This window comes from Actinophytocola sp., from assembly GCF_036378875.1.
Lineage (GTDB): Bacteria > Actinomycetota > Actinomycetes > Mycobacteriales > Pseudonocardiaceae > Actinophytocola.
The window spans coordinates 15,989-38,273 of sequence record NZ_DASUVO010000076.1; the positions used below are offsets into that span (position 1 = coordinate 15,989).

The following is a 22,285-nucleotide window of genomic DNA, read 5'->3' on the forward strand; positions in this document are numbered from 1 at the left end:
CAAAGGACACAACATGAGCACCCTCACCTACACGATCATCGACGCCGCCGACAGCTCGTTGAACAAGACCAGCGTGCTGGTCACCGGCGAGACGGAGGCCGTCGTCGTGGACGCGGCCTTCACCCGCGCCGACGGGCACCGGATCGTCGCCGCGGTCCTCGACTCCGGCAAGCGACTGACCACCGTGCTGATCACCGCAGGCGACCCGGACTTCTACTTCGGCTCCGAGGTCATCGCCGACGCCTTCCCGGAGGCGGTGTTCCTGGCACCGGCCGACGTCATCGAGCACATCCGCGACAGCTACGAGAAGAAGCTGGTCGCGTGGGCGCACCTCGGCGCCAACCTGCCCACGCGGCTGGTCGACATCACGGCGCTGACCGCACCATCGGTCACTGTGGACGGTGTGGACCTGGAAGTGCGCCGCGGCAGCACGGAGTTGGGTGACCGCGCCTGGTACGTCTTCGAACCGGCGGCACGCGTGCTGATCGGCGGTGTGCTGCTGTTCCAGGGACTGCATGTGTGGACCGCCGACTCGGCCACGACCGAACAGCGGACGGAATGGCTCCGCGTCCTCGACGACCTGGAGGCGCTCGAGCCGACCTTCGTGTCCGCAGGCCACCGCATCGCCGGGGCGACCGACCTGACCGCGATCCGGCACACGCGCGAATACCTGCGGTTCTTCGAGAAGACTGTCGCCGACGCGACAGACGCCGCCGCCGCGGAGGAAAGCCTGCTGGCCGCCTACCCGGACGCCGGACTGCGCATCGCCGCCTCGCTCGGCACCAAGGTCGCGAAGGGCGAGATGACGTGGGGCTGACCCCGGACGACACCGCGCCGGCCACCGTCGTCCGGCGCCAGTACCTCGCGTCCGCCGCTGGCGACCTGGCCGCTCTGCGGGCGACCCTCGCACCCGACGTGGAGTGGACGGAGATGGCCGGCTTCCCACTCGCCGGCACCTACCGCACCCCCGATGGCGTGACGACCAACGTCATGGAGAAACTCGCGCAGGACTGGGACAACTGGACCGCCCACGACGACACCTACGTCGTCGACGGCGAGAACGTCGTCGTCCTGGCCCGCTACACGGCGACCCACAGGACGACCCACAAGCCGCTCAACGTCCGAGTGGCACACCACTTCACCGTGCGCGGCGGCCTGATCGTCCGATTCGAACAGTTCACCGACACAGCGCTGGTCCGCGACGCGGCCACCGAGTGATCAGAGCGCTGCCAGGGCCTTCTCGATCGCCTCGAGAACGTGCAGTGGGGCCTTGTTGAGGGGTTCGCGAAGTTGGCGACCGGGCGTCCAGCGGGTCGTGCGGCGGAACACCTCGGCTCGTTCCGGGTCGGTGGCGCGGATCGCGGTGAGCACCGCTCGGTAGGCCTCGGGGTCGTCGATGATCTCGGCGAGGCTGCTCGACAGGTTCAGCTGGCCGCGGGTGGGTGCCGGGCGCGGGTGGTTCTCGGTCCAGGTGTGGGTTCCGCTGCCGACGTCGAAGACCGCGCCGGACGGGAGTTCTACCCGCGCGGTCGTGTTCGGGGGCACCTCGGCGCGGAAGCGCACGCGGTCGCCCTCCCGCTGCCAGCCGGCGCTCGCCCTGCCGTAGGGCGTTTCGTGCCACGCCGAGGCGTCGTCGAGGTCGGCGAGCAGTGTCGGGGTGATGCGGATGGTCCGGTATCCGGGCTCCAGCGGCGCGAGGCCGGCGACCTCGCGGTGCAGCCAGTCCGCCACGGCGCCGAGCGCGTAGTGGTTGAACGACGTCATCTGCCCCGGGTTGATCGAGCCGTCCTCGAGCATCGAGTCCCAGCGTTCCCAGATGGTCGTGGCGCCCATCGTGACCGGGTAGAGCCAGGACGGGCACTCGGTCTGCGTCAGTAGTCGCGACGCGGCGTCGGCGTGTCCGGTGGCGGTGAGCGCGTCGCAGATGACCGGGGTGCCGACGAACCCGGTGGCGATGCGGTAGCCAGACGCGCGGACGAGGTCACGCAGCCGCTCCCCCATCGCGTCCCGCCGCGGGCCGTCGACGAGCCCGAACACGATCGCCAGCGCGTACGCGGTGGGTGCGTCGGACATCATCCGGCCCATCGGGGTGACGTAGGCGTCGCGGAAGGACTCGGCGATCCGGGTGGCCAGGTCGGCGTAGTGCCGCGCCTCCGTGTCGTGTCCTAACTGGACCGCGGCCTTGGCGGTCAGGTCCGCCGAGCGGTAGAAGTACGCGGTCGCGACGATGTCGGCGTCGGTCTTCGCCGCGGCGGGGCGGTCGGGTGGCGCGTCGGGGTCGAGCCAGTCCCCGAACTGCAGACCGTCCTGCCACAGCAGTGTTTCCCCGGCCCGCGCCTCGATCAGGTCCACCCACGTCGCCATCGCCTCGAAGCAGGTTCGCAACCCGTCGAGGTCGCCGAACCGCTCCCACAGCACAGACGGGACGACGGTGATCGCGTCCCCCCACGCGGCTACCGGGTCGAACAGGCCAGGCACCTGCGGGATCACCGCCGGCACGACCATGGGGACAACCCCGCCCGCCGCCCGCTGCTCGAGCATCACGTCCTCGAGCCAGGAGCGGAGGAACGCGTCGCAGTCGTAGAGGAAGGACGCGGTCGGGGCGAACACCTGGATGTCGCCGGTCCAGCCGAGCCGCTCGTCACGCTGCGGACAGTCGGTGGGGATCGACAGGAAGTTACCCCGCATGCCCCAGACCACGTTGTCGTGGAACCGTTGCAGCAACGCGTGTGTGGTGGTGAAGCCGCCGGTCCTGCGCATGTCGCTGTGCACGACGGCGGCCGTGACGCGGTCCGGGGTGAACTCGCCCGGCCAGTTCTCGATCTCGGCGTAACGGAAGCCGTGGAAGGTCCAGCGCGGCTCCCAGATCTCCTCGCCGTCACCGGCGAGCGTGTAGTGGTCCGTCGCCGCGGCGTTCCGGAGTGGACGGACGCCGGGTTCGCCGTGCTCCAGCACTTCCGCGTGGCGCAGGGTGATCGTGTGCCCACGCTCGCCCTCGACGCGGATCCGCAGACGGCCGACGAGGTTCTGACCGAAGTCGAGCACCGTCCTGCCGCTCGGAGTGGTGAGCACGTGCTGAACCGGCAGGTGCTCGACCACCCGCACGGGCGGGGACGAACGCACGGTGGGCACCACGTCCGGTCCGTCCACAATCGAGACCGGCGTCCAGCCCGCGTCGTCGAAGTCGGGCAACGACCAACCCGGCACGCACAGCCGCGCGTCGTAGGTCTCGCCCTGGTAGATGCTGGCGGCGACGACCGGACCCGGCGCGTGCCGCCACCGTTCGTCGGTGCTGACCGTCTCCTCGGTGCCGTCGGCATACTCCAGGACGAGCTGCGCGGCCACCGCGGGCGGGCCGGTGTAGAAACGCCGTGCCGCGTCGCGGAAGCCGAAGCGTTCGGTGTACCAGCCGCCGGTGAGGACGACGCCGATCGCGTTGGTGCCACGCCGCAGAAGGGCCGTGACGTCGTGCACTTCCGCGTTCAACCGCCACTGATAGCTGGTCCAGCCGGGTTTCAGCTCGGCGTCGTCCAGTGGCGTGCCGTTGACCTCGACGTCGTACGCGCCGAGCGCCGTGCTGTACAGCAGTGCCCGCCGCACCTCGCGGCGAACCTCGACGGTGCCGCGGATCAACCGCGGCTCCTCGGCACCCGAACCGACGAACGTGGCGTGCCACTGATCGAGCGCGGCGAAGGTCACCTCGGTCTCCAGGCTCCACGACGACACCGACCCGTCCACGCCGTGGACACGCACGCGGACCCGGGCCGTCTCCCGTGGCCGCAGCGGCGGGAACGGCCACGAGACGAGGACCGAGTCCCGCCCGTGGATCACGACCGAAGTCGTGATTCCCCGCCGCACCACGGAAAGCTCCGCCCGCGCCTGGAGCCAGCCGGGGATCGTGGTGCTCGTCTGCCATGACACGGGGGGCTCAGCGCCCAGCCCTGTTCGTGGCGCACCGACCGTGAGCGTCACCGGACCGCCTCGGCGACGGGCGCGGCGACGGAAACCGCCTCGTGGCTACCGCGTGCCCAGCGGATGATCACCGCGCCGACCGCACCCGACACCAGCGCGAACACGCTCAGCATGGCGAAGAGACCGGACGGGCTCCACGCGATCAGCGCCGGCGTGAGCAGGGCGAACCCCGACGCGGCGAACCGGGCCACGGCCATGGTCGTGCCCTGGACCGTCGCCCGTGCGTTGACCGGGAACGACTCCTGGGTCCAGATCTTGTACAGCGCCTCGCCGATGAACGGGAACGCCAGGTTGTAGAGCACGAGCGCGACGATCATCGCCGGCAGCACGGTGCCACCGGTCACCGCGATCAGAAGTTGGCACGAGGTGAACACGGCGACGCCGCCGGCGAAGAAGCGGCTGCGCCACCTCGTGTCGGCGATGCGGGTGAACGCGATCGTGCCGGCCAAGCCGATGAGCGTGGTCACGAACGACAGCGCCGTCGCCGTGGTCTGGGTGGTACCGCCCACGGTGACGAGGAAGTAGGTCTTGAACGACCCGAACGTGTTGGCGACCAGCGTGAAGAACCCGTAGAACAGCGCTGTCAGCACGATCATCGCGCGGAACGCGGGGGTCGTGAGCAGTGCCCGCAGCGGCAGCGCGGTCGACGGGTCGACCCCGTCCGCGGTGTGCCGGGCGACGGCCTCCGCCTCCAACTGCCGGAACGGCGGGTAGAACGCGCGGAACGCGAACGTCGCGACCCCGAGGACCGCGAGCACGCCGAAGATCAGGCTGACGCCGAGGACGCCGAGCGTGGACACGGCGAACCCGAGCGAGGTCGCGAACACGACACCCGCGGTCCACATCACGTGCGTGAACGCGACCAGCCTGCCCTGCGCGCCGGCCGGCGCCCGTTCGGAGAGCACGGCGATCGACGTTGGCAGGTCCGCGCCGGCCGCGATCCCGATCACGACGACACCGGTGATCAGCACGGCCGGGTTCGGGGCGAACGCGATGGCGGTCGCCGCAACGGCGTACCCGAGGATCGTGACCGAGAAGACGCGTCCCCGGCCGAACAGGTCGGCGATCCGGCCGCCGGTCAGCGCACCGACCGCGATGAACAGGGTCAACGCGGAGCCGAGGACACCGACCGTCCACACATCCAGGTCGAACCGCTCCTGCCACAGCGCGAGCCCCAGCCCGACAGAGATGATCGCGCCCGAGTCGAGGAACGACGCCATGCCGGCGGCGACCGCGAGCTTCCAGTGCCTGGCGTCCGGGGCGGTGGGCGTGTCGGCCATGAGTAGTCCCCTCACCGTTGAAGTGATACGTTTCAATCGGCCCAATGTTCCGAAGGTCGCACTTCAGGAAGGGGATCGTCAAGACCTTTGTAAAACGATTTACTGCCTCACGTCGAGGCCCGGACCACCAGTTCGGGTGAGAACTCGACGTGTGGGCGAACGCCGCCCCCACCCCTGCCGAGGAGGGCGATCTCGTCGAACAGCAGGTCGGCCGCCGCGGCCCCCAGCTCGGCGTGCGGGGTCCGAACGGTGGTGAGCGGCACGATCGTCGACTGGGCGAACTCGATGTCGTCGTACCCGACCACCGCGATGTCGTCGGGCACCCGGACACTCTGGGCGGCGACGAACGCCTGTGTCACACCGATCGCGAGCAGGTCGTTGGCGCAGAACAACGCCTCCGGCCGGCTGGCCGGGTCCCGGCGGGCGATGCCATCGGCACACGCGATCCCGGCCGCGACCGTGCGCTCGGGCACCGGGATGACCTCGAGCGTGGCGTCCGGGACGTCGCCGATCACCGACATCGCCCCGTGCAGCCGGTCCTCGACCTGCCGCAGAGCCAGCGACGAGGTGACGAAACCGATCCGCCGACGCCCCTGCGCCACGAGGTGTTCCACCGCGAGACGCCCACCCAGCACGTGGTCCGTCGACACCGACGCCTGCTCGTCGCCGACCGCGCGCCGCGCGCTGAGCACGCTCGCGATGCCCCGTGTCCGCAGCCGCGCCAGCTCCGGTTCGACGTCGCCGAGGGGCGCGATGATGATGCCGCTGACGCGCTGTTTCTCGAACAGCTCCAGGTAGCTCCGCTCCCGGTCGCGCGAGCCCGTGTCGTTGGCCATGAGCAGGTACATGTCCCGCGCCGACACGCGTTCCTCGATGGCCCTGGCGATCTCGGGGGTCGTCGCGCTCGCCAGCTCGAACGCGATGTAGCCGACCACCGGGCTCGTCCCGGTGCGCAGGACGCGAGCGGCGTCGTTGGGCACGAAACCGAGCGTCTCGACCGCCTGCCGCACCCGCTCCCGCGTCGACGCCGACAGCTTCGCCGGCTTGTGGAAGTAGTTCGACACCGAGGCCGGCGAAACCCGGGCCAACTCCGCGACGTCGCGGATCGTCACCTTGTTCAGCGGTCCTCCCTGATCACCCGGCCCATCGTAGGACCTGGTCGGCACCCATGTGACACCATCGGTCGCCATGGGGCGGGCGCCGGGAATGATGGACGTGGCACGCGAGGCGGGCGTGTCCCACGTGACGGTGTCCCGTGTGCTGAACGACCACCCGTCCGTGCGGCCGGAGACCCGCGCCAGGGTCGAGGCCGCGATCGAGAAGCTCGGTTACCGCCCCAACAGTGTCGCCCGTGCGCTCAAGTCCCGCCGTTCCTCGACGATCGGGGTGGTGCTCGCGGGCGAGGAGCTGTACGAGCTACCGCGCATCCTGCGTGGTGTGCAGGGCGCGGCACAACGGGCCGGGTACTGGGTGAACCTGGCCAGCTGGCAGGGCGGCACGACCAGGGACCTGACCGAGACGCTGCGGCGGCTCACCGACCAGGCGGTCGAGGCCATCGCCGTCATCGCCGACCGGCCCATGGTCGTGGACGCCATGGCCGACATCGTCACGGGCGTGCCGATCAGCGTGATCATGTCCGGCAACGTGCCCAACCCGGAGCTGGGCTTCGTCGAGTTCGACCAGGAACTCGGCGCTCGGCTTGCCGTGGCGCACCTGCTGGAGCTGGGACACCGGCACATCGTTCATCTGGCCGGGCCGACGAGCACCTTCGACTTCTTGGCGCGGGTCGAGGGCTGGCGAGCCGCGATGGCGGACGCGCCGGAGGCCCGCGGCGAGCTACTGGAGGGCGAGTTCGACGGGAACGGCGGCTACCGGCTGGCCCACCACCTCGTCACCCGGCCCGAGGAGCTGCCGACCGCGATCTTCGCCGGCAACGACCTGATGGCCATGGGGGTGCTGGCGGCGTTCGCCCACCACGGCGTCAAGGTCCCGGACGACGTCTCGCTGGTCGGGTTCGACGACATCCCCGGAGCGGCCTACCAGGTGCCGTCGCTCACCACGGTGCGCCAGGACTTCGCCCGGCTCGGTGCGCGTGGCGTGGAGCAGGTGTTGGGGCTGATGGCTGGCGAACCGGCGTCGTGCGAGCGGATCGCCCCCGAACTCGTGGTGCGCCGCAGCACCGCGCCACCCCGGGCCTAGCGTGGCTGGTAGTCGAAGGAGCGGATGTGTGCGCGACTGCCGCTGGGGTGGCCGTTGCTCGTCGCGTAGAGACCCAAGTAGACACCCACGAAACCGCCTGCCCGCTCGGTGCTGAAGAAGGACCGCTCGATGGTGCCCAGACTGGTCTCGTTGTGGCAGAAGGTGTAGCCGGCCTCGTCCGCCTCGATCGTCAGCACCACCTCGTTCTCTGTCACCGGCATGGTTGCCACGCGGGAACTCGTGCCCGCTTCGCGGACTGTCAGCACCACGGTGTCCTTGGTGAGAGCGAGGGTGACGTGGTGGTCCTGGTTCTGGAAGACGACCAGACCTGCCTCCTCCGCCGGATGTGCCGCGGCGAAGCCGATCCGTGCCCGCACGTGGCAGCGCACGTGTTGCTGGCGCCGACCGACGAACGCCGGCACGCCCAGGGTGCTGAGCGGCTCCGGCCCCACGCGGAGGTCGAAACCGTTGGGGGATGGCCTGATGTCGACCGGGCCGCGAAGACTGTTCCACTCCAGACCGAACGCCGGCTCGGCGGTGGACTGTCCTGATGCGATCGATGGCAGCCGCTCCGACAGGCGCACGGCACCCGTCTCGGGAGCGAAGACAGGTCCGTGAGCGGTCCAGGTGACGGGCACCAGGAACACCTCTCTGCCGAGCGTGTGGGTGCCGTCGATGGGCCGTACCCCGAGCGTCACGGCCCAGGTCTCGCCGTCGGGGGTGTCCACGAGGTCGGCGTGGCCGACGTTGTGGATGGGTTCGTCGGGGCCGCGGTGGCGGTGGGTCAGCAGAGGACTGCGTGGATCGGTGACGTATGGGCCGGTGACGGCGTCGGCGTGTGCCGCGGTCACGCTGTGGTTGCTCTCGGTCCCGCCCTCGGCGGCGATCAGGTGGTACCGACCGTCGCGTTTGTACAGATGCGGCGCCTCCACCCACGCGCCGCGAACGGCACCGTGCCAGAGCACGTGCGTGGGGCCGACGAGCTTGAGCCGGTCGGTGTCCAGTTCCCGCAGCCACAACTCCCCCGGGCCGTTCGACGAGTTCGCGTCCCGGCAGGCGGTGAACCAGCACCGGCCGTCGTCGTCGAAGAACAGCGACGGGTCGATGCCGTCGGCGTCGAGCGGGACGGGGTCCGACCACGGCCCGGCCGGGTCGTCTGCGGTGACGACGAACGTGAGGCTTCCCCGCCGGTTCCTGGCCAGGGTCGAGACGACGTAGAACGTGCCGTCGTGCTGGCGGATGGTCGGCGCCCAGATGCCGTCCGAGACGTCCAGCCCGTTCAGCGGCAGCTGTTCCGGCCGGTTCAGCACGTGCGTGAGCTGACGCCAGTGGACCAGGTCGCGGCTGTGGAACAGCGGGATGCCGGGGTAGTAGGCGAAAGACGAGGTGACCAGGTAGAAGTCCGCGCCCACCCGGCAGATCGACGGGTCCGGGTGGCTACCGGGCAGGACCGGGTTGCGGAAGGTTCGCACGGCGGCTCTTTCACCGAAGGGCTTGACAGCATGTAAACGTTAACATCAGATTGGACGCCGACACGCTCCACAGCGCCGAGGAGACCGTCATGACCCGACCAGACATTCGCCGACGGACCAGGGTCAGCGCCATGGTGCTGGCGATCGCCCTGTCGCTGGGGGCCTGTTCCTCCGGTGACGCGTCGTCGGACGGCGGTCCGGTCACGTTGCGGTTCTGGACGTGGAGCCTCAAGGGCACCGACCCGACGGCCAAGGCGATCACCGACCGGTACCACCGGGAGAACCCGAACGTCACCATCGAACTGTCGGAGGTCGGCGGGACCGCCGACACGACCGCCAAGCTGGTGGCCGCCGACCGGGCCGACGACACCCCGGACGTGGTGCAGGTGGAGTACCGGGCGGTGCCCGCGCTGATGGTGGCCGGGGTACTCAAGGACATCACCGGGGACGTGGCCGCCGTCAAGGACGGGGTCGACGCCAACTCGTGGGCCATGACAACGTTCAACAACCAGGTCTACGGCGTGCCGCAGGACATCGGGCCGATGACGCTCACCTACCGCAGGGACCTGTTCGACGCCTACGGGGTCACGGTCCCCACCACCTGGGCCGAGTACGCCGAGGCCGCCGAACAGATCCACGCGAAGGACCCCAGTGTCTACATCGCCAGCTTCGACCCCACCCAGTTCGAGTTCTTCGCCGCGCACGCCGCGCAGGCCGGGGCCCAATGGTGGAGCACCGACGGCAAGGCGTGGCAGGTCGGCATCGACAGCGAGACGTCGCTGAAGACCGCCGACTTCTGGCAGGACCTCGTGAACCGGGACCTGGTCAAGGTCGAGCCGCTGCTCACGCCGGAATGGAACGCCCAGGTCAACAACGGCAAGATCCTCAGCTGGGCCGCCGCGGCGTGGGCGCCCAGCGTGATCTACTCCGTCGCACCGGACACCGCCGGCAAGTGGGAGTCGGCGCCGCTTCCACAGTGGACATCCGGTGACGCCGCCGTCCCCTTCCTCGGCGGCTCCGCCTACCTGGTGCCGGCCAAGTCCCAGCACGCCAAGGAAGCCGCGGCCTTCGCGGCCTGGCTGGGCGCGTCCGACGAGGGTTCGAAACTGCTGCTCGGCCTCGACATCTACCCCGCCGGCAAGGCCGGACGCGAGGAGACCCTGGCACACGAGCCACCGAAGCTGATGCCACAGCAGGCGAACTTCTACCAGGTCGCCGACCAGGTCATCGAGAACACGACGATCCCGATGAGCTGGGGCCCCAACGTGGCCATGGCATCGAGCGCCTTCGAGGACCCGATGAGTGCCGCAGCGCTCAACAAGACCTCCTTCCGGGACGTGTACCGGACAGTGCAGCGGGAGGTCGTCGCCGACCTGAAGAAGTCCGGCTTCACCGTGTCCGAGTAGCCGATGCGTACCAAAGCAGCCCCCTGGCTGTTCGCCGCGCCCGCGATCGTCTTCTTCGTCCTGTTCCTGGTGCTCCCGATCGGCTACACGATCTATCTGAGCTTCCGCGGGTTCCACATCGAGGGCGGTGGCGCGTTCGGGAGACGCGTGGAGGCGTTCGTCGGGCTCGACAACTACCACGCCACACTGACCGACGCCGAGTTCCTCGCGGGTTTCGGCCGGGTGCTGCTCTACGGGATCGTCTCGATTCCCACCGTCCTGGGTCTGGCCCTGCTGTTCGCGCTGCTGCTCGATACCCCGAGGGTGCGGGCCCGCGGCTTCGCCCGTACCGCGATCTTCCTCCCTTACGCGGTGCCCGGCGTGATCGCCAGCCTCATGTGGGGGTTCCTGTACCTGCCGAGCACCAGCCCCATCAACTATCTCGCGGAGCGGTTGCACGCCGGACCGCTGGACTTCTTCAGCGAGCCGGTCCTGTACTTCTCGCTGGCCAACATCGCGCTGTGGTCCGGCGTCGGCTTCAACATGATCATCATCTACACGTCGCTGCGGGCCATTCCCAGCACCGTCTACGAAGCGGCACGCCTCGACGGCGCCAGCGAGGTGCAGATCGCCTGGCGCATCAAGATCCCGCTGGTCGCGCCCGCGCTCGTCCTCACCGGACTGTTCTCGGTGATCGGCACCCTGCAGCTGTACAACGAACCGGCCACCGTACGGCCGATGACGTCCACCATCTCCCGCAGCTGGTCACCGCTGATGGAGATCTACGAGGAGGCGTTCGCGGGCGACAACCTCGGCGGCGCCGCGGCCAGTTCGGTGGTGCTTGCCCTGGGCATCCTCGTCATCTCGTTGCTGCTGCTGAGGTTCCTGCAACGTAGGACGTTCGGCGGCAACGCATGACGCGTCGGCCGTTCTTACCCTTCCTCGTGCTGCTGCTCGGCGCGCTGTACTGCCTGACGCCTGTGGCCTGGGTCGTCATCGCCGCCACCAAGGCCCCGCGCGAACTGTTCACCACCTTCTCCTTCGCACCGGGCAGCGGCCTCCTCGACAACCTCACCAACCTGACCACCCACGGCGACGGCGTGTTCTGGCGGTGGGTGCTCAACTCCCTGCTGTACGCGGGCGTCGGTGGGATCGTGTCCACACTGGTCTCGGCCATGGCCGGCTACGCGCTGGCGAAGTTCTCCTTCCGCGGCCGGGAAATATTGTTCTCGGTGATCCTGGCTGGCGTGCTCGTACCCGCCGTTGTCCTCGCGGTCCCGCAGTACCTGCTGCTGGCCAAGGTCGGCCTCGCCGGGACCTACTGGTCGGTGCTGCTGCCGGTCATCATCAACCCGTTCGGCATCTTCCTGTGCCGGGTCTTCGCGGCCGCCGCTGTTCCGCAGAGCACGCTGGAGGCCGCGCGTCTGGACGGGGCCGGGCAGCTCCGCATCTTCGGCTTCATCGCTGTGCCGCTGATGACACACGGACTGGTGACGGTGTTCCTGCTGACCTTTGTTGGGATCTGGAACAACTTCCTGTTGCCGTTCATCATGCTCTCCGACCAGAGCAAGTACCCGATAACGTTGGGGCTGTACACGTTCCTGGCCCAGGGTGCTGGCGACAGCAACCTCTACCCGCTGGTCATCACGGGATCCGCTGTGTCGGTCATCCCGCTGATCGTCCTCTTTCTGGCCCTGCAACGCCTCTGGCGCGCCGACCTCCTGGCCGGCGCGTTGACCGGTTGACAGAACTAAACAGTCAGCACCACCTTGCCCCACGCGTGGCCGGACTCGACGATGCGGAGCGCGTCCGCGGCCTGATCGAAAGAGAACACCGAGCGAACGTGCGGATCAAGCTCACCACTCGCAACGCGACGCGCCAACTCCGTGAGGGTCGCCGTGGTGGTGCGCCGGGACAATGGCTTGGCGCCCAGTTCCGCCGCGGTCGCCGCATCGGCGACGGTCAGAGCACGGCAGTCCGGCGTGATGAGCGACGACACATCGCGGATCGTGCCGGCCAGGTCGAGGATGGCGTTCACCCCGGCCGGCAGCGAAAGATCGCCGGTGTCGTACGACAGAGCGGTCACGCCCAGTGACTCGACGAACGTACGTTTCGCCGCGCTGGCGGTGCCGATGACCGTCACGCCGGCCGTGCGAGCCAGTTGGGCGGCCGCAACACCGACACCGCCGCCGACACCCAGGATCAGCAGCGTGTCCCCGGGACTCAACCCCAACTGTGCCAAGGCGTCGTACGCGGTGCCCGCCGCCACCGGGAGAGCCGCCGCGTCCGTGAACGACACCTCGGCGGGTTTGGGCGCCGAACGGTCAGCGGGCAACGTACACAGTTCCGCGTAACCGCCGCCGTCGCCGCTGCCGAACACGGCGTCTCCCACCGCGAACTCGGTGACGCCAGCACCGACCCGCTCGACCACTCCCGCGACCTCCCGGCCCATCACCGCGGGCAGTGTGAGCTGGCGGAACGCGCGGTGCATGCCCGCGCGGACCTTCCAGTCCACCGGGTTGACGCCCGCCGCCCGGACCGCGACGAGGATCTCGCCGAGGCCGGGCTCGGGCGTCGGGAGATCCAGCCACGCCTCGGTTTCCGGGCCGCCGTACGCCGTGAACCCGTACGCCCGCACTACAGCTCCCCCGGGAAGTGACAGGCGACGGACCGATCCCCCTCTGTGGCCACGGGATCGACCTCGGCGCAGATCGTGCGGTCGGGGTTGGCCAGCGGCCCGATCGGGCATCGGGTGCGGAACCGGCATCCGGACGGCGGGTTGGCGGGGCTCGGCAGGTCACCGCGCAGCACGATGCGTTCCCGCGCGGGCCCGCCGACGGTCGGCACCGGCGACGACGACAACAGCGCCGCCGTGTAGGGATGCTGTGGGTCGGCGTACACGTCCGCCGCGCGGCCGGTTTCCACAATCCGGCCGAGGTACATGACCGCCACCCGGTCGGACAGGTGGCGCACCACGGACAGGTCGTGGGCGATGAACAGGTAGCCGAGGTCCAGCTCGCGCCGCAGGTCGTCCAGCAGGTTGATGATCTGTGCCTGGATCGACATGTCCAAAGCGGACACCGGCTCGTCGAGGATCAGTGTTTTCGGTTGTCGGGCAAGGGCTCTGGCTATGCCGATCCGTTGGCGCTGCCCGCCGGAGAACGCGCTCGGATACCTGTCGAGGTACTCGGGACGCAACCCCACCCGCGCCATCAGTGACCGCGCCTCGGTGTCCATCTCCCTGCCACGCAGGCCCCGCAACGACAGCGCCTCGCTGATCGACTGTCGCACGGTGCGTCGGGGGTTCAGCGACGCGTACGGATCCTGGAACACATACTGCACCGACGAACGGATGTGCCGCAGCTCGGCCGCGCCCATCGCGGTGACGTCCCGGCCGTCCACCGTGACCGTGCCCTCGGCGATCGGGGTGATGCCGACGATCCCGCGCGACAGCGTCGACTTACCGCATCCGCTCTCCCCTACCAGCCCGAGTGTTTCGCCGGGATGCACGGCCAGGCTGACCGAGTCCACGGCGAACACCGGCGCCTCGCGGCCCAGCAGGCGTCGGCCGGAGCCGACATCGACCCGCAACCCGCGCACCTCCAGCACCGGTTCCGTCTCGACCCGCCGCTCGACAGCCGGCTCGACGACGCGAGCCGGAGCTTCGGGCACGGAGACGTCGGTGCCGTCCTGCACAACGAAACACGCGGACAGCTGACCGTCGCCGATGTCGAGCAGCGCGGGTGTCCCTTCGCGACAATCATCCCGTGCGAACCGGCACCGGGGGGCGAACGCGCAACCCGGTGTCGGATCGGCCGGGTCCGGTGGTGTGCCGGGGATCGCGGGAAGCGGTTGGCCGTCGCGGTCGTCGTCGACGCGGGGCATCGCGGCCAGCAGCGCCGCGGTGTACGGGTGCCGGGGACGCTGGAGCACCTGCTCGACCGTGCCCTGCTCGACGACGCGCCCGCCGTACATCACGACCACGCGGGTGCACATCTCCGCGACCACGCCCATGTCGTGGGTGATGATCGCGATGGCCAGCCCCAACTCGTCACGCAGTCGCAGCAGTAACCGCAGGATCTGCGCCTGGATCGTCACGTCCAGCGCCGTCGTCGGCTCGTCGGCGATGAGCAACGCCGGCTCGTTGGCCAGTGCGATGGCGATGACCACCCGCTGCCGCATGCCGCCGGAGAACTGGTGCGGATAGTGGTCGATCTTCGTGGCGGCGTCCGGAATCCCCACCTGGTCGAGCAGTTCGAGCGCGCGTCCTCGGGCAGACTTCTTGTCGACGCCGTGCAGTGTCATGGCCTCGACGATCTGCGCGCCGACGGTCATCACCGGGTTCAGCGCGGCCTGCGGATCCTGGAACACCATGGCGACGCCGCTCCCCCGCCGGCGCCGCATCTCCTTCTCCGACAGGGCAAGCAAATTCTCGCCGGCGAGTTCGACCGAGCCGTCGACCACCTCGCCAGGCGCGCGCACGATCCGCATGATCGATCGCGCGGTCACCGACTTGCCGGAACCGGACTCGCCGACGATACCGAGGACATCGCCCGGCTCGATGTCGAAGCTGACGTCGTGGACAGCCCGGACCCGCCCGTCCTTCAAGGGAAACTCGGTGCGCAGCCCACTCACCCGCAGCAGCGGCACAGCCGGCGCGGCGGTCACGTTCGGCCGAATGGTCGCCTTCACTTGTTCACCGCCTCGTTGAGCGCGTCCGAGATGAGACTGAACGCCAGCGCCAGCAGCAGGAGGATCAGCGCGGGTCCGATCACGTAGGTCGGCGACTGCGTGACGAACCGCAGACCGTTGTTCAACAGCACGCCCAGCGACGGCGTGGGTGGCTGCACCCCGAGCCCGACGATGCTCAGCCCGGCCTCGATGTACACGCCGGCGACCATCCACACGGCACCGTTGACGACGATCGCGTCCGTCGCGTTGGGAATGACGTGGCGGGAAAGCAGCTGCCATCGCGTCACCCCGAGCACCCGAGCCGCGAGGACGTACTCCCGGGACTGCTGCGTGAGCCAGGCGCTTCGGGCGAGCCGCCCCGCCGTGGGCATGCCCGCGATGGTGATCGTCAGGAACAGCGGCAACCAGCCCGGCCCGAGCACCGCGACCAGGCAGATGCCGAGCAGCACACTGGGAAAGCCGATGATCACGTCGAACAGGCGCTGGAACGCGGCGCCCAGCCACGGATGGATCGCCCCGGACAGACCGAGCAGCATGCCGACGATCATGGCGATCGGCACCGCGAGGAAGATGAGGCTCAGGTCCATCCGCAGCCCGTAGACGCTGCGCGCCAGGATGTCCCGGCCGAACTCGTCGACGCCGAACCAGTGCGCGCCCGAGATCCCGGCGAGCGCGCCCCGGCCCTGCTGGTCGTAACCGCCGGGGAACAACACGGGCGCGAGCAGTGCCGGCACCACCAGGATGCCCAGCAACCCGAGCCCGACGACGCCCCTCGTGGTTCGGAAGGCGGACAGGTACCGGGCTAGGGTGGGACTGAGCCGCGGCACGGCGATGTCGGTCACCGGAATGGTTGTCATTGGCCTTCTCCCAGCCGGATTCGGGGATCGAGGGAGGCGAGGATGATCTCGGTGAGGAGCTGGCACACCACCGCGATGAACACCGCGCCGAGGATCAGCACCTGCAGCACGGTGAAGTCGCGGTTCTGCACGCTCGACACGGCGAGCTGGCCGAGACCGTTGCGGGCGAAGATGGCCTCGATGATCACCGCGCCGGCCAGCACGTGCCCCACCTGGAGGCCGACGGCCACCACCGCGCTGCCGAGGCTGTTCCGCAACACGTGCCGGAAGGTGACGTGTGCCGCCCCGGCTCCTTTGGACAGTGCGAGGTCGACGAACTCCGCGTTCCGCATGGCGAGCATCTCCGTCTGCACGAAGCGAGCCACCACGGCGGCGGGGGTCAGCGCCAACGCGAGCGAGGGCAGGATCAGGTACTGGATACCGATCTCGGGGTTGTCCAGCACACTGACCTCGCCACTGACCGGCAGGACACGGTTGAACACGCCGAACACCAGGATGAGCACGAGCCCGACGAGGAACGACGGGACCGCCACGAACACGCTGTTGGTGACGTCGAGGACAGCGCGAACCCAGCCGTGCCGGGCGGAGGCCGCCAAGACGCCGAGCGTCGCCCCGATCAGCACCACGAGGATGGTGGAGAACACCGCGAGCTCCACGGTGCTCGCCAGCCGGTCGCCGATCAGGCTCGCCACGCTGCGGTGCAGCAGGAACGACTCACCGAGGTTTCCCCGGAACAGCCCGGAGAGCCAGTCCCAGTACTGCACCACCGGTGACCGGTCGAGACCGAGCTGCTGGCGGATCGTCGCGATCTCCCCGGCGCTCGAGTCCGGCCCGGCCAGCACCACGGCGACGTCGCCGGGTGCCAGCCTGGGCAGTACGAACGCGACGATCGAGCTGGCGAACAACACGAACAGCATCGAAGGCGTCTTACGGATCAGAAACCTGGTCATGGCTGTTCCGCCTCCCCGGAATTCAATGTGTTGGTCACGTTGGGGAAGGAACGTTCCGTTTGGTCACGCACTTGTGGCCGGCTTGCGTCACGTTCCCCTGAGGTGCGGTTGCGGAGCACTCGGCCTGATGTCGATCCTGAGGCTGGCACAAGGGGTGTCATGGCTAGTCCGTCAAGTAAGCGGTGTCCAGGTTGATGAAGCCCTGGATGGTCGAGGTGATGCCGTCGACCTTCGCCGAGCGGACGGACAGCGTCGAGCGGGTGAGCACCGGCAGCGCGAACGCCTGGTCCAGGAAGTAGTCGTTGTAGTTCGCGAGCGCCTGCTTCTGCGCGTCGTCGGTCAGCGCTCCCGTGAGTGCGTCGACGACCTTGGTGTACTCCGGGGACGTGAAGTGGGAGTTGTTCTTGTCCGCGACCAGTTCCGGTCGGCTCACCACCGCGCTCGCCGGGGACAGCGCGTTGCTGCAGCGCATGAGGAAGGCGGGCGCCCCGAGGTTGCGTTGCGCGATCCGCTGGTCGTAGTCGGTGGTGCTGACAACCTGCGCCGTCGCGTTCAGGCCAACCTCCTTGAGGTTGTTCTGGACGATCTCGAAGATCGCGACACTTTCCGGGATGTCCGGCACGACGACCGAGAAGGACGCTCCGTTCACGCCGGCCTGTGCCAGCAGCTGCTTCGCCTTCTCCGGCTGGTAGGTGTACCGCTCGCCCTGCTTCGCGTCGTAGCCAGGCGTGGAAGTCTTCCAGGGCAACGCGGTCGCCTCGGCCTGCCCGCCCTCGACCTGGTCGACGATCCGGTCCCGGTCGATGGCGTAGTGGACCGCCTGGCGGACAAGCTCGTTGTCGAACGGCGCCTGGGTCACGTCGAACCCGAGTTCCTGGGCGGCCCCACCGGACTTGACGAGCGCGTAGCCCGGCTCACCGCTGAGCGTGCGGGTGTCGAGCGTCGACAGGCTCATGGCGTACTGCACGCGCCCACTGCGAACGGCCGCGAGCTCCGCCGTCGGGTCGGTGATGACCTGGATCTCGATCTTGTCGAGGTGGGTGTTCTTCGCGTCCCGGTAGCCGGGGTACTTCGCCAGCTCCAGCTTCCCGCCCGGGGTCCAGGACTGCCACGTGAACCGGCCGGTGCCGACGACCTGCTTGCCGTCCTTGTAGTTGGCGAAGGTCTCCTGGTCGACGATCGGCATGATCTCGAAGAGGTCGAACACGTTCGGCAGTGCCCGCTTGAAGGTCAGCTTCACGCCGTGGTCGCCGTCGGCGGTCGCGCTCGCGATCTGTTCGGCGATGAAGCGGGTGCCGACCGTGTTGGCCGGGTTCTGCACCTGCTGGATCGTGTAGATGACGTCGGCACTCGTCATCTTCCGTCCACTGTGGAAGGTGACGTCGTCGCGGAGCTCGAGATCCATGCTCTTGTAGTCCGGCGCCATCGTCCAGGACTTCGCCAGCACGCCCTTCGGCTCGCCGGTCTTCGTGTCGATCTGGGTCAGCGTCTCGAAAACGGCGTACTGGGCGGTGATGTTGCCGAGCGCCGGCGAGAGGAACGACTCGGGCTGCGCGTCGTTGGCCTGCGCGACGGTCAGCGTGCCACCCTCCTTCGCGGAGGCGTTGGCCTTGGCCTGGTCGGCCTGGTCGACAGCGCTCGTGCAACCGGCTGCCATGAGAACGGCGCCTAACGCTGTGGCGACGACCAGTCGCCTGCGCCGATACGACTTCGTCACGATGACTCCCGAAAATGTGTGGTGGGTCTCGTTCTCGATTCAGGTGAAACTCAATGAACCACGAGATGTCCGGAAGGGAGCGCCCAGCGGTCCGCCCAGCGAACCGTCGAACGGCGCGGGACGGCACGCGGCGGTATTGGATGCGAGCATGCGAATCGCCCTTAACCCGATCCAGTGGATGGCAAGTGACGACGGCTGGCTCGACCCGTCGCTGGCTCCCGGCCGCGAGGAGTTGCTGGGCCAGGTGAGGAAGGCCGGCTTCGACGGCGTGATGGCGGAGGTGCCGGCCGGCTGGTCGGTCGAGCAGTACCTCGACGTCGTGGACTCGCTCGGTTTGGCGCTCGCGCCGGGCTATGTCGTCTGCCGGTCCGACGGCCTCGACGGCGCGGAGGCCGAGGTGCTCGAGAACGTCGCCGCGGTCGCCCGCCAGCACGCCGCCCTCGGCCTGACCGACATCGGGCTCGGCATGGGCATGCGCAAGGACGCGCCCCGCGAACGTCATCCTGGCCAGGGCCGTGAGGCGGACGCCGCGCGCCTTGCCGCCGTGACCACGCTCATCGGCCGGATCACGGACGTCATGCTGACCGAAGGCGTACGGCCCGCGTTGCACCCGCACGTGGCGACGTGGATCGAGACCGAGGACGAGGGCCGCGCCGTCCTCGACGCGGTGCCTGAACTGGGTTTCCTGCCTGACACGGGTCACCTCGCGTGGGCCGGGGTCGACGTGCGGGCACTGATCGCCGACTACGCGTCACGGGTGCCGTTCGTCCACGTCAAGGACTGCCGTCTCAGCGTCGCGGAGAAGGGCCGGGCCGAGGGCTGGAACTATCGGCAGACCGTGCTCGCGGGCCTGTGGGCCGAGCCGGGCCGCGGCGAACTGCCACTCACCGAGATCCTGGGCGCCCTACCGGCCGACTTCGACGGCTGGCTCATGGTCGAGGTCGACCGACCCGACATCACCGACCCGTACGAAAGCGCCACGGTGTCGGCGGAGTGGATGAGGGCCAACTACAGCTAGTGCGGTGACCGACCACATTGGCCGGCTCGCGCAGACACCGACGGGCCGGGGCCGCCCCGCTGTGAAAGACGCGTTGGGCTCGTTCAGCCTTCGATCCGCCGATGATCTTGTCGGGTGTCACGCCTTTGCGGGGAGGCGCGGGCCTGGTCAACACTGCTTCGCGTGCGCCGGGCGCGCAGCGCCCGACGCACCCGCAGGGTGAACGCGCCTTTCACAGCGCGAACGGCCAGGGGCCGGGGAACCTTCGCGGTCACAGCGCTAGCGCAGGCGGGGCAGTGCTGTTCCGCACTGTCAGGGTCGTGGCCAGCTCGAGCCCCGTCTGTGCGGGCCGCTCGCCTCGGCCGAGGGCGAGTGCCAGTTCGGTGGCCGCCACGGCCATCTCGACCAGAGGCTGGTGCACCGAGGTAAGCGGTGGGTCGGTCAGGGCCGCGACGGGTAGGTCGTCGAAGCCGACCACGCTCAGGTCGGTGGGGATACGCAGGCCCGCCTCCCGCGCGGCCTGGTACACGCCGAGGGCCTGTAGGTCGTTGCTCGCGAAGATGGCCGTGGGGCGGTCCGGGCGGCGCAGCAGTTCGCGGGCGGCGGCGTGGCCGGCGTCCTGGGTCAGGTCGGTGGGCGCGCTGGTGACCACCGGCAGCTTCGCGGCCTCCATGGCGGAGCGGTAGCCGTCGAAGCGGGCGCGGCAGCACAGGACGTCGTCCGGGCCGGTGATCATGGCGATGCGCTGGTGGCCCAGCTCGGTCAGGTGGCGGGTCGCGGCCCGGCCACCGGACCAGTTGGTCGCGCCGACGAACGGCACGTCGTCCGGTAGTTCGCTGGTGGGGTCGAACACCACGAACGGGATGCCCCTGGCCCGCAGCTGGTCGCGTTGTTCCTGTGACAGCTGGGCGACGGTGACGACGCAGGCCGGGCGGCGGTCGAGCGCGTCGTCGATCCAGTAGCGGATCGCGTTGCCCTGCGGACCGAACTCCGACAGCACGACGCCGACGCGGTGTTTGCGTGCCGCCCGCTGGACGCCGCGGATGATCTCGACGCCCCACATGCTCTCGATCTCGTCGAAGACGAGGTCCATCATGTTGCTGCGGCTCGGCGAGACGGGTTTCTGGTCTCCGGACTCCTTGATGAGCGCCTCGACGCGGGCGCGGGTCTCGGCGGCGACCCCGGAGCGTCCGTTGATCACCTTGGACACGGTGGGGACCGACACGCCGGCCGTCTCCGCGATGTAGGAGATGGTGACCGGTTTCGACGAGTCCACCGGTGGAGTTTACGTCGCGACCACAAGGTCACGCGCCCTCGTAGTCGAACCAGTCGAAGTGGACGGTGCCGGCCGCCGAGTACATGCCGATGACCCGGCCGGTGAAGCCGCCGGCGACCTCGGTCGACAGGTACTTGCCGTCGAGCGTGGCGAGCGTGCCGTCCAACTCCTCAACGCCGAAGGACACGGTGTCCGGGCCGCTGCGGGCGTCACGCACGGTCTCCGTGACGGCCACCTCGACCCGCAGCACGACCAGGCCGGCGGGCACGGGCCGCGTCGCGACCGTCGTGTGCAGTGGGCCGATACGAGCCAGCACCCTGGCCTCGCCGTCCGCGACCTCGATCTCGTAGTGGTGCTGGTCGTCGAGACGCACGACGAGCCCGCACCGGCCCTCCGCCGGGTCGATCCGGGTGCGTGCCCGGAAGGACAGGTGTTGCTGGCGCCGGCCGACGAACGTGCCGTCGAGATCGTCGAGCGAGCCGCGAGCGCGCAGGGTCAGCCACCCTGGCCGGTCCTTGGTCGTGCAGTCCTCGGTGGGCCGGTGCCGCAGTGAGATCCACTGTGGTGCCAGTTCGCTGAGGTCGAAGTCGTCGCGGACCGGCGTGGCCGTGACCGGCTGACGCGGCCACGGCGGCGTGGTCGTCAGTTCCCCGACGACCGGCCAGCCGTCGGTCGTCCAGGTCACCGGCGCGAGGAAGGTTTCGCGGCCGAGCGCGTGCCAGCCGGGAGTGCCGCCACGGGGCCGCACCCCGAGCAGCACCATCCACCACGAGCCGTTGGGCGCCTGCACGAGACCGGCGTGGCCGGTGTTCTGGACGGGGTGGTCGGTGCCGCGGTGGGTCAGGATCGGGTTGGCCGGGCACGGCTCGAACGGGCCCGTGGGCGCCTGGCCGCGGGCGATCGACACCGCGTGGCAGCGCTCGGTGCCACCTTCGGCGATCAGCAGGTACCAGTACTCACCGATCCGGTACAGGTGCGGCGCTTCCGGGGCCTTGGCGCCCGGGGCGCCCGACCAGATCCTGCGCGGCGCACCGAACGACTCCCCGGTGAGCGGGTCGAGCCGGATCTGCGAGACGCCGGCGAACGTGCACCAGCAGGTGCCGTCGGAGTCCCACGCGAGATCCGGGTCGATGCCGGCGATCCCGGGCACGCGGATCGGGTCGGACCAGGGACCGGCCGGATCGGTCGCGGTGAACAGCACGTTCCCGTGACCGGCCACGTTGGTCGTGATGAGCCAGAACCGGCCGTCGTGGTGGCGCAACGTGGGTGCGTAGATCCCGCCGGAGGAGGAGGTGTCACCGGATGGGAGTCGGAGCTGGTTCGGCCGCTCCAGCGCGTTGCCGATCTGGGTCCACCCCACCAGGTCCCGGCTGTGGAAGATGGGCACGCCGGGGAAGTACTCGAAGCTGGAGCAGGCGAGGTAGTAGTCCGCGCCGACCCGGCAGATGCTCGGATCTGGATGGAACCCCGCGATGACCGGGATCAATC

Annotated in this window: 18 protein-coding genes; 7 read left to right on the forward strand and 11 right to left on the reverse strand. The window is 69.3% G+C overall.

What is annotated here, in order from left to right; genetic code table 11:
• Nucleotides 1–13 precede the first annotated feature (13 nt).
• Together VF106_RS22105 and VF106_RS22110 are read left to right on the forward strand one after the other, a co-directional pair.
• Nucleotides 14–817, forward strand: a complete 804-nt coding sequence (locus VF106_RS22105; protein WP_330841689.1) for an MBL fold metallo-hydrolase — start codon at nt 14–16, stop codon at nt 815–817.
• Nucleotides 808–1,218, forward strand: coding sequence for a nuclear transport factor 2 family protein (locus VF106_RS22110; RefSeq protein ID WP_330841690.1), 411 nt, complete (start codon nt 808–810; stop codon nt 1,216–1,218). The genes VF106_RS22105 and VF106_RS22110 overlap by 10 nt, the downstream gene beginning before the upstream one ends.
• On the opposite strand, the gene VF106_RS22115 is transcribed toward VF106_RS22110, so the two are convergent.
• From VF106_RS22115 to VF106_RS22125, 3 genes are all read right to left on the reverse strand, one after another.
• The gene (locus tag VF106_RS22115) at nt 1,219–3,921 is read right to left on the reverse strand and encodes a family 78 glycoside hydrolase catalytic domain (RefSeq protein ID WP_330841691.1); all 2,703 of its coding nucleotides are present in this window, start codon (nt 3,919–3,921) and stop codon (nt 1,219–1,221) included.
• 47 nt (nt 3,922–3,968) lie between these two features.
• Nucleotides 3,969–5,252 (reverse strand): MFS transporter, encoded by a 1,284-nt coding sequence (locus tag VF106_RS22120; protein WP_330841692.1) that lies wholly within the window; start codon nt 5,250–5,252, stop codon nt 3,969–3,971.
• Between the two features lie 107 nt (nt 5,253–5,359).
• A complete protein-coding gene (locus tag VF106_RS22125) occupies nt 5,360–6,364 on the reverse strand; it encodes a LacI family DNA-binding transcriptional regulator (protein ID WP_330841693.1) in 1,005 nt (334 codons plus the stop codon).
• A gap of 76 nt (nt 6,365–6,440) precedes the next feature.
• Here VF106_RS22125 and VF106_RS22130 point away from each other — a divergent pair, with 76 nt between their 5' ends.
• Nucleotides 6,441–7,451, forward strand: a complete 1,011-nt coding sequence (locus VF106_RS22130; protein ID WP_330841694.1) for a LacI family DNA-binding transcriptional regulator — start codon at nt 6,441–6,443, stop codon at nt 7,449–7,451.
• On the opposite strand, the gene VF106_RS22135 is transcribed toward VF106_RS22130, so the two are convergent.
• Nucleotides 7,448–8,923: a glycoside hydrolase family 43 protein gene (locus tag VF106_RS22135; protein ID WP_330841695.1), complete on the reverse strand. Its 1,476-nt coding sequence runs from the start codon at nt 8,921–8,923 to the stop codon at nt 7,448–7,450. The two genes, VF106_RS22130 and VF106_RS22135, sit on opposite strands and share 4 nt — an antisense overlap.
• 89 nt (nt 8,924–9,012) lie before the next feature.
• On the opposite strand from VF106_RS22135, the gene VF106_RS22140 reads away from it, so the two are divergent.
• From VF106_RS22140 to VF106_RS22150, 3 genes are read left to right on the forward strand one after another with little or no spacing between them, the layout of a single operon-like run.
• The gene (locus tag VF106_RS22140; RefSeq protein WP_330841696.1) at nt 9,013–10,329 is read left to right on the forward strand and encodes an ABC transporter substrate-binding protein; all 1,317 of its coding nucleotides are present in this window, start codon (nt 9,013–9,015) and stop codon (nt 10,327–10,329) included.
• A 3-nt stretch (nt 10,330–10,332) separates the two neighbouring features.
• A complete protein-coding gene (locus VF106_RS22145) occupies nt 10,333–11,226 on the forward strand; it encodes a carbohydrate ABC transporter permease (RefSeq protein WP_330841697.1) in 894 nt (297 codons plus the stop codon).
• A complete protein-coding gene (locus VF106_RS22150; protein WP_330841698.1) occupies nt 11,223–12,053 on the forward strand; it encodes a carbohydrate ABC transporter permease in 831 nt (276 codons plus the stop codon). Before VF106_RS22145 ends, VF106_RS22150 begins: the two co-directional genes overlap by 4 nt.
• Before the next feature lie 5 nt (nt 12,054–12,058).
• Here the strand turns inward: VF106_RS22150 and VF106_RS22155 are convergent, their stop codons facing one another.
• The 5 genes from VF106_RS22155 to VF106_RS22175 all read right to left on the reverse strand — a co-directional run bounded on the left by VF106_RS22155 (nt 12,059) and on the right by VF106_RS22175 (nt 18,524).
• A complete protein-coding gene (locus tag VF106_RS22155; RefSeq protein ID WP_330841699.1) occupies nt 12,059–12,946 on the reverse strand; it encodes an NADP-dependent oxidoreductase in 888 nt (295 codons plus the stop codon).
• A complete protein-coding gene (locus VF106_RS22160; RefSeq protein ID WP_330841700.1) occupies nt 12,946–15,000 on the reverse strand; it encodes a dipeptide ABC transporter ATP-binding protein in 2,055 nt (684 codons plus the stop codon). Before VF106_RS22160 ends, VF106_RS22155 begins: the two co-directional genes overlap by 1 nt.
• Nucleotides 14,997–15,857 (reverse strand): ABC transporter permease, encoded by an 861-nt coding sequence (locus tag VF106_RS22165; RefSeq protein ID WP_330841701.1) that lies wholly within the window; start codon nt 15,855–15,857, stop codon nt 14,997–14,999. Before VF106_RS22165 ends, VF106_RS22160 begins: the two co-directional genes overlap by 4 nt.
• Nucleotides 15,854–16,807 carry an ABC transporter permease gene (locus VF106_RS22170; RefSeq protein WP_330841702.1) on the reverse strand — a complete coding sequence of 318 codons (954 nt, stop codon included), beginning with the start codon at nt 16,805–16,807 and terminating at the stop codon, nt 15,854–15,856. The genes VF106_RS22165 and VF106_RS22170 overlap by 4 nt, the downstream gene beginning before the upstream one ends.
• 163 nt (nt 16,808–16,970) lie before the next feature.
• A complete protein-coding gene (locus tag VF106_RS22175; RefSeq protein ID WP_330841703.1) occupies nt 16,971–18,524 on the reverse strand; it encodes an ABC transporter substrate-binding protein in 1,554 nt (517 codons plus the stop codon).
• A gap of 148 nt (nt 18,525–18,672) precedes the next feature.
• Here VF106_RS22175 and VF106_RS22180 point away from each other — a divergent pair, with 148 nt between their 5' ends.
• Nucleotides 18,673–19,542 (forward strand): sugar phosphate isomerase/epimerase family protein, encoded by an 870-nt coding sequence (locus VF106_RS22180; RefSeq protein ID WP_330841704.1) that lies wholly within the window; start codon nt 18,673–18,675, stop codon nt 19,540–19,542.
• A gap of 250 nt (nt 19,543–19,792) precedes the next feature.
• On the opposite strand, the gene VF106_RS22185 is transcribed toward VF106_RS22180, so the two are convergent.
• Together VF106_RS22185 and VF106_RS22190 are read right to left on the reverse strand one after the other, a co-directional pair.
• Nucleotides 19,793–20,797, reverse strand: a complete 1,005-nt coding sequence (locus VF106_RS22185) for a LacI family DNA-binding transcriptional regulator (RefSeq protein WP_330841705.1) — start codon at nt 20,795–20,797, stop codon at nt 19,793–19,795.
• A 28-nt stretch (nt 20,798–20,825) separates the two neighbouring features.
• Entirely contained in the window at nt 20,826–22,283 is a 1,458-nt protein-coding gene (locus VF106_RS22190) for a glycoside hydrolase family 43 protein (RefSeq protein ID WP_330841706.1), read from the reverse strand.
• Nucleotides 22,284–22,285 lie beyond the last annotated feature (2 nt).

What these genes read in the sequence shown, in the direction of transcription:
- VF106_RS22170 (WP_330841702.1), bottom strand. Translation starts at nt 16,807, where the DNA reads ATGACCAGGTTTCTGATCCGTAAGACGCCTTCGATGCTGTTCGTGTTG.
- VF106_RS22150 (WP_330841698.1), top strand. Translation starts at nt 11,223, where the DNA reads ATGACGCGTCGGCCGTTCTTACCCTTCCTCGTGCTGCTGCTCGGCGCG.
- VF106_RS22130 (WP_330841694.1), top strand. Translation starts at nt 6,441, where the DNA reads ATGGGGCGGGCGCCGGGAATGATGGACGTGGCACGCGAGGCGGGCGTG.
- VF106_RS22180 (WP_330841704.1), top strand. Translation starts at nt 18,673, where the DNA reads ATGCGAATCGCCCTTAACCCGATCCAGTGGATGGCAAGTGACGACGGC.
- VF106_RS22105 (WP_330841689.1), top strand. Translation starts at nt 14, where the DNA reads ATGAGCACCCTCACCTACACGATCATCGACGCCGCCGACAGCTCGTTG.
- VF106_RS22145 (WP_330841697.1), top strand. Translation starts at nt 10,333, where the DNA reads ATGCGTACCAAAGCAGCCCCCTGGCTGTTCGCCGCGCCCGCGATCGTC.
- VF106_RS22140 (WP_330841696.1), top strand. Translation starts at nt 9,013, where the DNA reads ATGACCCGACCAGACATTCGCCGACGGACCAGGGTCAGCGCCATGGTG.
- VF106_RS22165 (WP_330841701.1), bottom strand. Translation starts at nt 15,857, where the DNA reads ATGACAACCATTCCGGTGACCGACATCGCCGTGCCGCGGCTCAGTCCC.
- VF106_RS22120 (WP_330841692.1), bottom strand. Translation starts at nt 5,252, where the DNA reads ATGGCCGACACGCCCACCGCCCCGGACGCCAGGCACTGGAAGCTCGCG.